The sequence below is a fragment of the Haloimpatiens lingqiaonensis genome (assembly GCF_901447495.1).
GTDB lineage: Bacteria > Bacillota > Clostridia > Clostridiales > Clostridiaceae > Haloimpatiens > Haloimpatiens lingqiaonensis.
On record NZ_CABDWS010000108.1, the window covers coordinates 1 to 7,581 of the forward strand.

Below are 7,581 nucleotides of genomic sequence, written 5' to 3' on the forward strand. Positions count from 1 at the left end.
TATATTCTTCAATTTTATTTTGAGTTATTTCCTTCATTTTAGATAGCTTATTTAAGCTGTAATTTTTTCTCTTAGATGCGGAAGCCTCTACTTTAGTACCATCTATAACAATTAGTTCTTTACCATATAAGCCCAGCTCAATACAGTAATTAAAAAACTTTTTAAAAATATTTTCAAGAGCTTCAACATTTTCTTTTCTAAAATCTGCAATAACTCTATACTTAGGTTTAATACCTTTAATTAACCAAATAACTTCCCTATTAATAAGGCATTGCTTTGCTAATTTACGTGATGATCTTATTCCGTAAAAATATCCATAAACGTATAATTTCAATAAATCTTTTGGATTGAATTTAGGTCGTCCCACTTCATCGTTATTTCCAACTTTGAAACCCATACTTTCTATATCCATAACATCAATTATTTTATCAATAATTCTTACTTCACTATCGTTATCAACATAGTCTTCCATTATTTCAATTTTTGTTTGTTTTCTATCATCACCATAAATATAATTCATTGCAACAACCCCTTAATAGAAATTTAATACTTATATATTAAATTATACCATAAATTATGGATTTTCGCACAACCTGCCAGAGGTCGTGACATAAACTGGAAGTTTATGTTTGCTGGTAATAATTCGGCAAGGTGTTTTTTGTGCATTGGTGATTAGTGGATACAAATTAGTTTATTAGTATTTACAAATACTAATAAAAGTATTATACTGGATACAGAGAAAAAGAGTACGGAGGTGTAAAGATATATATGAATATAACTGTTTCTATAGATGAAGATGTGTACGAAAAGTTTTGCATTGCAATGAATCTGACAAAAGACGCAGAAAATGATGCGATAGAAACCTGCATGAGATGGTATATTGCTAAGACATTTGAAAAGGCATCCCAGGATTATAATCCAAAGGCTGCAGCAAGGAAAACAGCAGATGAAAGTAACGATTATTATGGAAAGGCTATTCAGCGTATACCTGTTTGGGCATTGAAACCAACACAGTATAATCATAAAATCATCAGAGCATATTTTGAGGCGGTTGCTGCCACGGGTCGTGCGACAATTGATGCAATGGAACATCTTTGCAGTGATAAAAACGTGCCGGAATTATATGTACCTACCTTTAAAAATAATTATTCTCAGATGAAGATTGATGGACCTAAGAGTTATGGTAAGGTTTTTGAAGATGATGGAGATACAGTAACCATTTGGAGTGAGGTTGAAGATACTCTGATGAAATATAAGAATAGTTTTTATAGTGACGAGGTGTAGTGGAATGGCTAATGAATTGCAACCGATAGCATTATTATTTCAAAATAGATTGTTCAGAATACCGGACTATCAGCGTGGATATGCGTGGCAGCAATCGCAACTTGCTGACTTTTGGGATGATTTAGTAAATTTACAAGATAGCAGGTATCATTACACGGGTTTGTTATCTTTGAAAACACTGAAACCCAGTGAAACCAAAACCTGGGGCAGCGATTTGTGGATGGTGGATAAGGGCTTTAAGGCTTGCCATATTGTTGACGGGCAGCAACGTCTTACTACATTCATCATTCTCCTAAATGAGATAGTTGAGTTTACACGTTCTTTGGAAGAAAACACTGAAAAATCGGATGAAGAAATAGTTCTTGGCTATGATACCTTAAAAGATATTGTGGCAAAATATATTTCTCAACATAGACCTCCAAATAACCAGATTACTACATATCTGTTCGGTTATGAAGTGGATAACCCTAGTGCTGACTATCTCAGATATAGGGTGTTTAATGAGCCGTATTCTGGTACGGTCAACGAAACTTATTATACGAAAAATTTGAAGTATGCAAAATCATTCTTTAGAGAGAATTTGTCCGCTCTTTATTTAAGTGAAAAATTGGAAGGCATAAGTAACCTGTATCTCAAACTGACATTAAGGTTGATGTTTAACATTCATGAGATTGATGATGATTATGATGTATTTGTGGCCTTTGAAACGATGAATAATCGTGGAAAAAAACTAACGAATTTGGAACTTCTAAAAAACAGATTGATATATTTGACCACGCTTTATTCAGATGAAAAATTCGATGAGATGGATAAAGCAAACCTTAGAAAGCAAATAAATGATGCATGGAAAGAGGTATATTATCAGCTTGGTAGAAATGAAAAGACACCTCTTTCTGATGATGAATTTTTAAGGGCACATTGGATTAGTTATTTTGCATATTCCCGTAGAAAAGGAGATGACTACATTCATTTTCTTTTAAATAAGTTCTCTGCAAAGAACATTTTTGAAAAGAAAACCGTAGTTGTCGGAGATACAACAAAAGAGGTTTCAGATGACATTGAGTATGATGCTGAAATTGAAATTGAAACTGAAGATGATATTGAGCCAGAAGTAGTGGAGATTTCTAAATTAGAGCCAAGCGAGATTTCCAACTATGTTAACAGCTTAAAAGATATGGCAAAATACTGGTATGACACTTTTTTCCCTATGCAGAGTAATAATTTGACGGCAGATGAAAAAGTATGGGTTGATCGTTTGAATCGCATTGGTATTGGTCATTTCAGACCTCTTGTAATGGTAATTATTAGCCGCAGGGACTTGAAGGTAGAAAAGCGAATTGAGGCATTTGCAGCAATCGAAAGATTCTTGTTCATTTGCTTCAGAATGGGGTATTTTAATGCAACCTTTAGGAGTAGTGAATATTATCGTGCTACTCGCAGCATTTATCTGAAACAAATGGATATTGATGATTTAATTGATGATATTAACGAAACTACCAATGCTAATATCGAATATGCTATACCTAACTTTGTTACAAAGATTGAAAAGCATTTTGATAATATGGGTGGCTTCTATTATTGGAACTCTATAAAGTACTTTTTGTACGAATATGAATTTCAACTAGCAAAGAAAAATAATATTGATAAGGTTAGCTGGGAGATGTTCACAAAAACAGAAAAAGACAAAGTGTCTATTGAACATATTCTTCCACAGACACCAAGTAAGTATTATTGGAGAAATCAGTTCAGACAGTTTGATGATGAGGAAATTGAGTTGTTGTCATGTGCGTTAGGAAACTTATTACCGTTATCGCAAAGCATTAACTCAGCTTTGCAGAATGATAGCTTTGAAGATAAGAAAACTTCTAAATCTACTGGAAGAAGAGGATATCAAAACGGATCCCATTCCGAAATTGAAGTTTCAAAAGAAACAGACTGGACAGCTGAAAGAATACATAAGCGTAGCAAAATGCTTCTGGAGTTTATGGAGAATCGCTGGCAGTTTAGCTTTACAGATGAGCAAATGAATAAGCTGATTTATGTTTCCATTGCTGTTGATGGAAGAGAGATACCATCACCTTTACCAGAAGAGAAGGACGAGCCAGAAACATCAGGAGTTTCAGATGGTGTAAAAACGGTCACTGTAAATGCAGACACCCAACTTGGTACACAGCAGATGAAGTTCTGGACACGTTTTGTAGAATATTGTAATAATGAAGGCCGTGCAGACGATATTGCATTAAGAAAGCCTGCTCCGCAAAATTGGTATGATATTCCTGTTTCCGATGCGGATTTTATGCTTGAATTCACATTAACCTATGGTAAGTATTTATCACTTGTTATATATGCATTTGATGGTAATGCTTTCTCAAGGTTAGAGGGGAAGAAGTCCGAGATAGAGTCTGTGTTTGGTGGAAAGTTTGATTGGTATTCAAGTAAAAAAGGCAGTACTGCAAAGCGAATAGTTTATAAGCATGAGTGCGAGATTTTTAATCCTAATAAGCAGTTAGAACTCTTTGCATGGATGATTGATAAATTCGATGAATTATGTAACGCTCTTGGCAAGGTTGGAGAACTTGATGAAGAAGAGCAAAGCACTGAAAAGTTTGGTACATTGAAAGACTATTTGAAATCATCCAACAAGGTGGAGATTGAATTAACCTTTGCTGAAATAGAAAGTATAATTGGAACAGAGTTATGCAAATCTGCATATACCTATGCTGCTTATTGGCAGCCATCACCGACACATACAATGCCAAACACGATACTTGCAGCAGGATATAAGGTTGCATCAGTTGATTTGATTGGAAAAAGAATTATTTTAGAAAAGCAAAATAATCCAGATAAATAATATTTCGCAAAATTTACAAGCTGTATTATAGAATACAGTATAAAAGATAGGTAGCAACCAGTCATTAGTTAGTCTTGGGCTTATTATGGCGATGTAATAAGTTAAGTGTAGACAAACAAGGTATCAGACCATAAGCAAATTGCTGAAACTGTTAGCCACGAAATCGTGCAATTTGGAAAGGACGATAAATTCCTGGGATTAGAAGTTGGAACATAGTTAGCCGCTATTGCAACAAGTGGTTAGCAACCAGAAAAAGTCTTCCGTTTCACTTCAGCCTTTTTTTGGTTTACCCCAGGAGTGTAAATTTTACTAATAATTCAATCTATTTCAAAACCTCATCATACTCATAACAAGCATTCCCTAACAATGCCTGCTCGAGCTTATTAAAATCATATGTCCTTTGAGTATAGTCGTTGAAGGTATTGGATTTATAGCTTTTTTTGTAGTTTTTGTGGTTTTTATAGTTATCATTGCTAGTGGTGATTTTATTAGAATCAGCACTTTTTTTAGTTTTCAATGCAGCTTTAACAGCGGTGCATTTTTCTTGTACCTTTTGAGCAGTTTCTTGCACTTTTTTATTAAGCTTCTTTGGCAATATGTATAGATTACTAGTAGAGCCACGTCTTTTTATTATAACAAGGCCTAGATCTTTTAGAGTTTTTAGGTATCTTTGTATTGTTCTTATGCTTTTATGCATTCTAGCAGCTAGAGTGTTTTGAGATGGAAAACAATCATTTTTATCTCCATAACAGTAGCTTTCTAATAGACAGTATAGTTTTAAAGCCTGTCCATCTATATTAGTATTTAAAATTTCGGAATCAATCGATATAAAGTTCATATTCAGTACCTCCAGTTATTTTATTAAAGCTTAAGTGGCATGCTACATGACATAGGTTATACTTTTTAGAGTTTTAAATGTTTCATAACATGGGTTACAACCTAGGGACGTTAAGTGTAAGTTTAAGGCTTGTCCTTCTAATAACTAGATATGCACTTTTGAATAAAATTCCACTTAAATTTTAGAAATTTTTATAGGATTGGCACAATAAAAACCTCTGCATTTTTATTCTAGAGTAGAGTTAAAGAATTTATTTGTTGCACCTAAGTACAAGTAAAATTTTTATATTTTTACTTCCTAGGGTGAATTGTTACATTTGATTTCCCTGGTGGTAGTTAATTGTAGTAGTAATTATTTAAAAATTAGTGATTAGAAATTAGTATAAATATGCTTAAATTTTTATTTATTTACTTGTATTTATTATGGAGAACGCAGATGTCGTATTGCATAATAAGGAGAATGTCGTATTAGATGCGACAAAGATAGAATACCATGAGAGTGCGCCCAGCTAATCTGAAATATTCCTAAAGAAAAAGATTTTAATAAGGAATTATTTGTTTTTAGTGAAAGTCATAGGATATTAAAAGCAGGATAAACCACGCTTATTGCAGAATAATTTATTGCAGAACAATATGAAGAGTAGTTAGCAGAACTATATGGTATGGAATATGTTCTGTAAGTTTATTATAGAAATAACAAGTAAAAAATTTAGGTAGATAATTTTAAGAGTAGGAGAAATTTGGGGGAATAATAAATGGAACAAAATTAGTGCAGTTGAAGGTTTGAGTGTTAGCCAACAGTTGATATTTTATTAGAAATAGATAATGAAACAGATTATGATGCGAAGATATTTATATAATTTTATGATAAGGAAGATGATAATGGTTTATTTAAATGCTTTTATGTTTCCAAATGATGGTATGGAATTTGATTTTTTAATACAGGAGAAAAGGATGTGTTACGATTCGTTTTATCCATTTAAAATATTATCAAAACATGGTTTTGAAAGAATTGATTTTGAGCCAGTTACCATTTTATATGGTGGAAATGGTTCAGGAAAATCAACGGCATTAAATGTGATAGCAGAAAAAATAGGAATCACTCGACAGGCTGTCTATAATAAATCTAATTTCTATCAGGACTATGTCAATATGTGTGATATGGAGATTGAAGAGGATATTCCTAAAAATAGTAGGATTATAACAAGTGATGATGTATTTGATTATATGTTGAATATACGTAACCTCAACGAAGGGATTGACCAAAAACGGGAAAAACTTTTTGAAGAATATTTGGATGCGAAATATTCTCATTTCCAAATGAAGTCTATAGCAGATTACGAGCAACTAAAAAAAGTAAATACAGCTAGAAGTAAAACACAGTCACGGTTTGTGAGAAATGAATTGATGGATAATGTGAGGGAATATTCAAATGGAGAAAGTGCATTTCGATATTTTATTGAAAAAATTGATGGAAATGGATTATATATACTGGATGAGCCTGAAAATAGTCTTTCTCCAAAACGTCAGATGGAATTAATGAAATTTATTGAGGACTCTGCACGATTTTTAGGCTGCCAATTTATTATATCCACGCATTCACCATTTCTACTTGCTATGCACGGAGCAAAAATATATGATCTTGATGAAGATCCAGTTGATGTAAAAAAGTGGACAGAATTAGAAAATGTGCGTACATATTATGAATTTTTCAAAAGATATGAAAGCGAGTTTTGATGTTGGCCGGCACTTGTACCAAATTACTTACAGTGCTATAATACAAAGGAAAAATTTGATTATTTTAAATTTGGGGGGGAGATACATATGAAGAAGATAGAAGTAGTGGCAGCGATTATAAAAAATCATGATAAAATATTTGTTACCCGTCGTGGTTATGGTGAATTTGAGAACCTTTGGGAATTTCCAGGTGGGAAAATAGAAAATGGAGAAACGGAGGAAGAAGCTCTTCAGCGTGAAATTAAAGAGGAACTAGAGTTAGATATCTGTATAAATAAATATTTAACTACTGTCTATTATGATTATTCAAGTTTTCATCTTACAATGCATTGTTTTATATGCAATGTATGTGGTGGTGAATTGCATTTAAACGCCCATAATGATGCTAAATGGATAACCTTAGAGGAAATAGACAAGCTTCCTTGGGTACCAGCGGATTTATTAGTCATTGAAAAACTTAAGGAAATATAAAATAAAATTCTTTTGATATTTTATCATCTTTATTCTTTCTAACAAATAAACTCATTTCAACTCCATCTTTTTCAGCATTATATGCTTGTACAACATCATCGGAATTTTCGGTTCTTCCTGATTTTGATAGTGCAATTAATTGAGAAGAGGATTGAAATCTATCTTCGTAATTTATTGAATCTACAACATCCTGAGATTTTTTGTAATTTATAAAAACGGGATAGGTTTTTGTTTTTTGATTAAATTTGTAACCTCCAATATTAAGAGGTACTTCGTAAGCGTCAAAAATTAAGTATCTAGAAAACATACCCTCTCATTGATAAACTTAAGTAAAAGATTATCAATGGGAGGTTTACTTATGTATAAAAAATTAGATAATGATGCTTGGGAGGAATATTTAA

General features: G+C 32.6%; 6 protein-coding genes and 1 pseudogene. 4 read left to right on the forward strand and 3 right to left on the reverse strand.

The features are described from left to right. Positions 1–520, reverse strand: a 520-nt coding sequence (locus tag FGK85_RS13985; RefSeq protein WP_138207223.1) for a transposase, incomplete at its 3' end; no start/stop codon positions are given. A 248-nt stretch (positions 521–768) separates the two neighbouring features. Between FGK85_RS13985 and FGK85_RS13990 the strand changes: the two genes are divergently transcribed. Then, the gene (locus tag FGK85_RS13990) at positions 769–1,284 is read left to right on the forward strand and encodes a hypothetical protein (RefSeq protein WP_243122894.1); all 516 of its coding nucleotides are present in this window, start codon (positions 769–771) and stop codon (positions 1,282–1,284) included. 4 nt (positions 1,285–1,288) lie between these two features. Further along, the gene (locus tag FGK85_RS13995; protein ID WP_138207646.1) at positions 1,289–4,135 is read left to right on the forward strand and encodes a DUF4268 domain-containing protein; all 2,847 of its coding nucleotides are present in this window, start codon (positions 1,289–1,291) and stop codon (positions 4,133–4,135) included. A 322-nt stretch (positions 4,136–4,457) separates the two neighbouring features. Here the strand turns inward: FGK85_RS13995 and FGK85_RS14000 are convergent, their stop codons facing one another. Next, positions 4,458–4,973 (reverse strand): helix-turn-helix domain-containing protein, encoded by a 516-nt coding sequence (locus FGK85_RS14000; RefSeq protein ID WP_138207648.1) that lies wholly within the window; start codon positions 4,971–4,973, stop codon positions 4,458–4,460. Between the two features lie 881 nt (positions 4,974–5,854). Here FGK85_RS14000 and FGK85_RS14005 point away from each other — a divergent pair. Continuing rightward, on the forward strand, positions 5,855–6,709 hold the full coding sequence (locus FGK85_RS14005) for an AAA family ATPase (protein ID WP_138207652.1): 855 nt from the start codon (positions 5,855–5,857) through the stop codon (positions 6,707–6,709). Positions 6,710–6,796: 87 nt separating this feature from the next. After that, positions 6,797–7,180 (forward strand): (deoxy)nucleoside triphosphate pyrophosphohydrolase, encoded by a 384-nt coding sequence (locus FGK85_RS14010; protein ID WP_138207650.1) that lies wholly within the window; start codon positions 6,797–6,799, stop codon positions 7,178–7,180. Here the strand turns inward: FGK85_RS14010 and FGK85_RS14015 are convergent. Beyond that, positions 7,176–7,454: pseudogene (locus FGK85_RS14015) on the reverse strand (DUF3427 domain-containing protein); the annotation flags it as partial. The gene FGK85_RS14010 and the pseudogene FGK85_RS14015 overlap by 5 nt on opposite strands. Positions 7,455–7,581 lie beyond the last annotated feature (127 nt).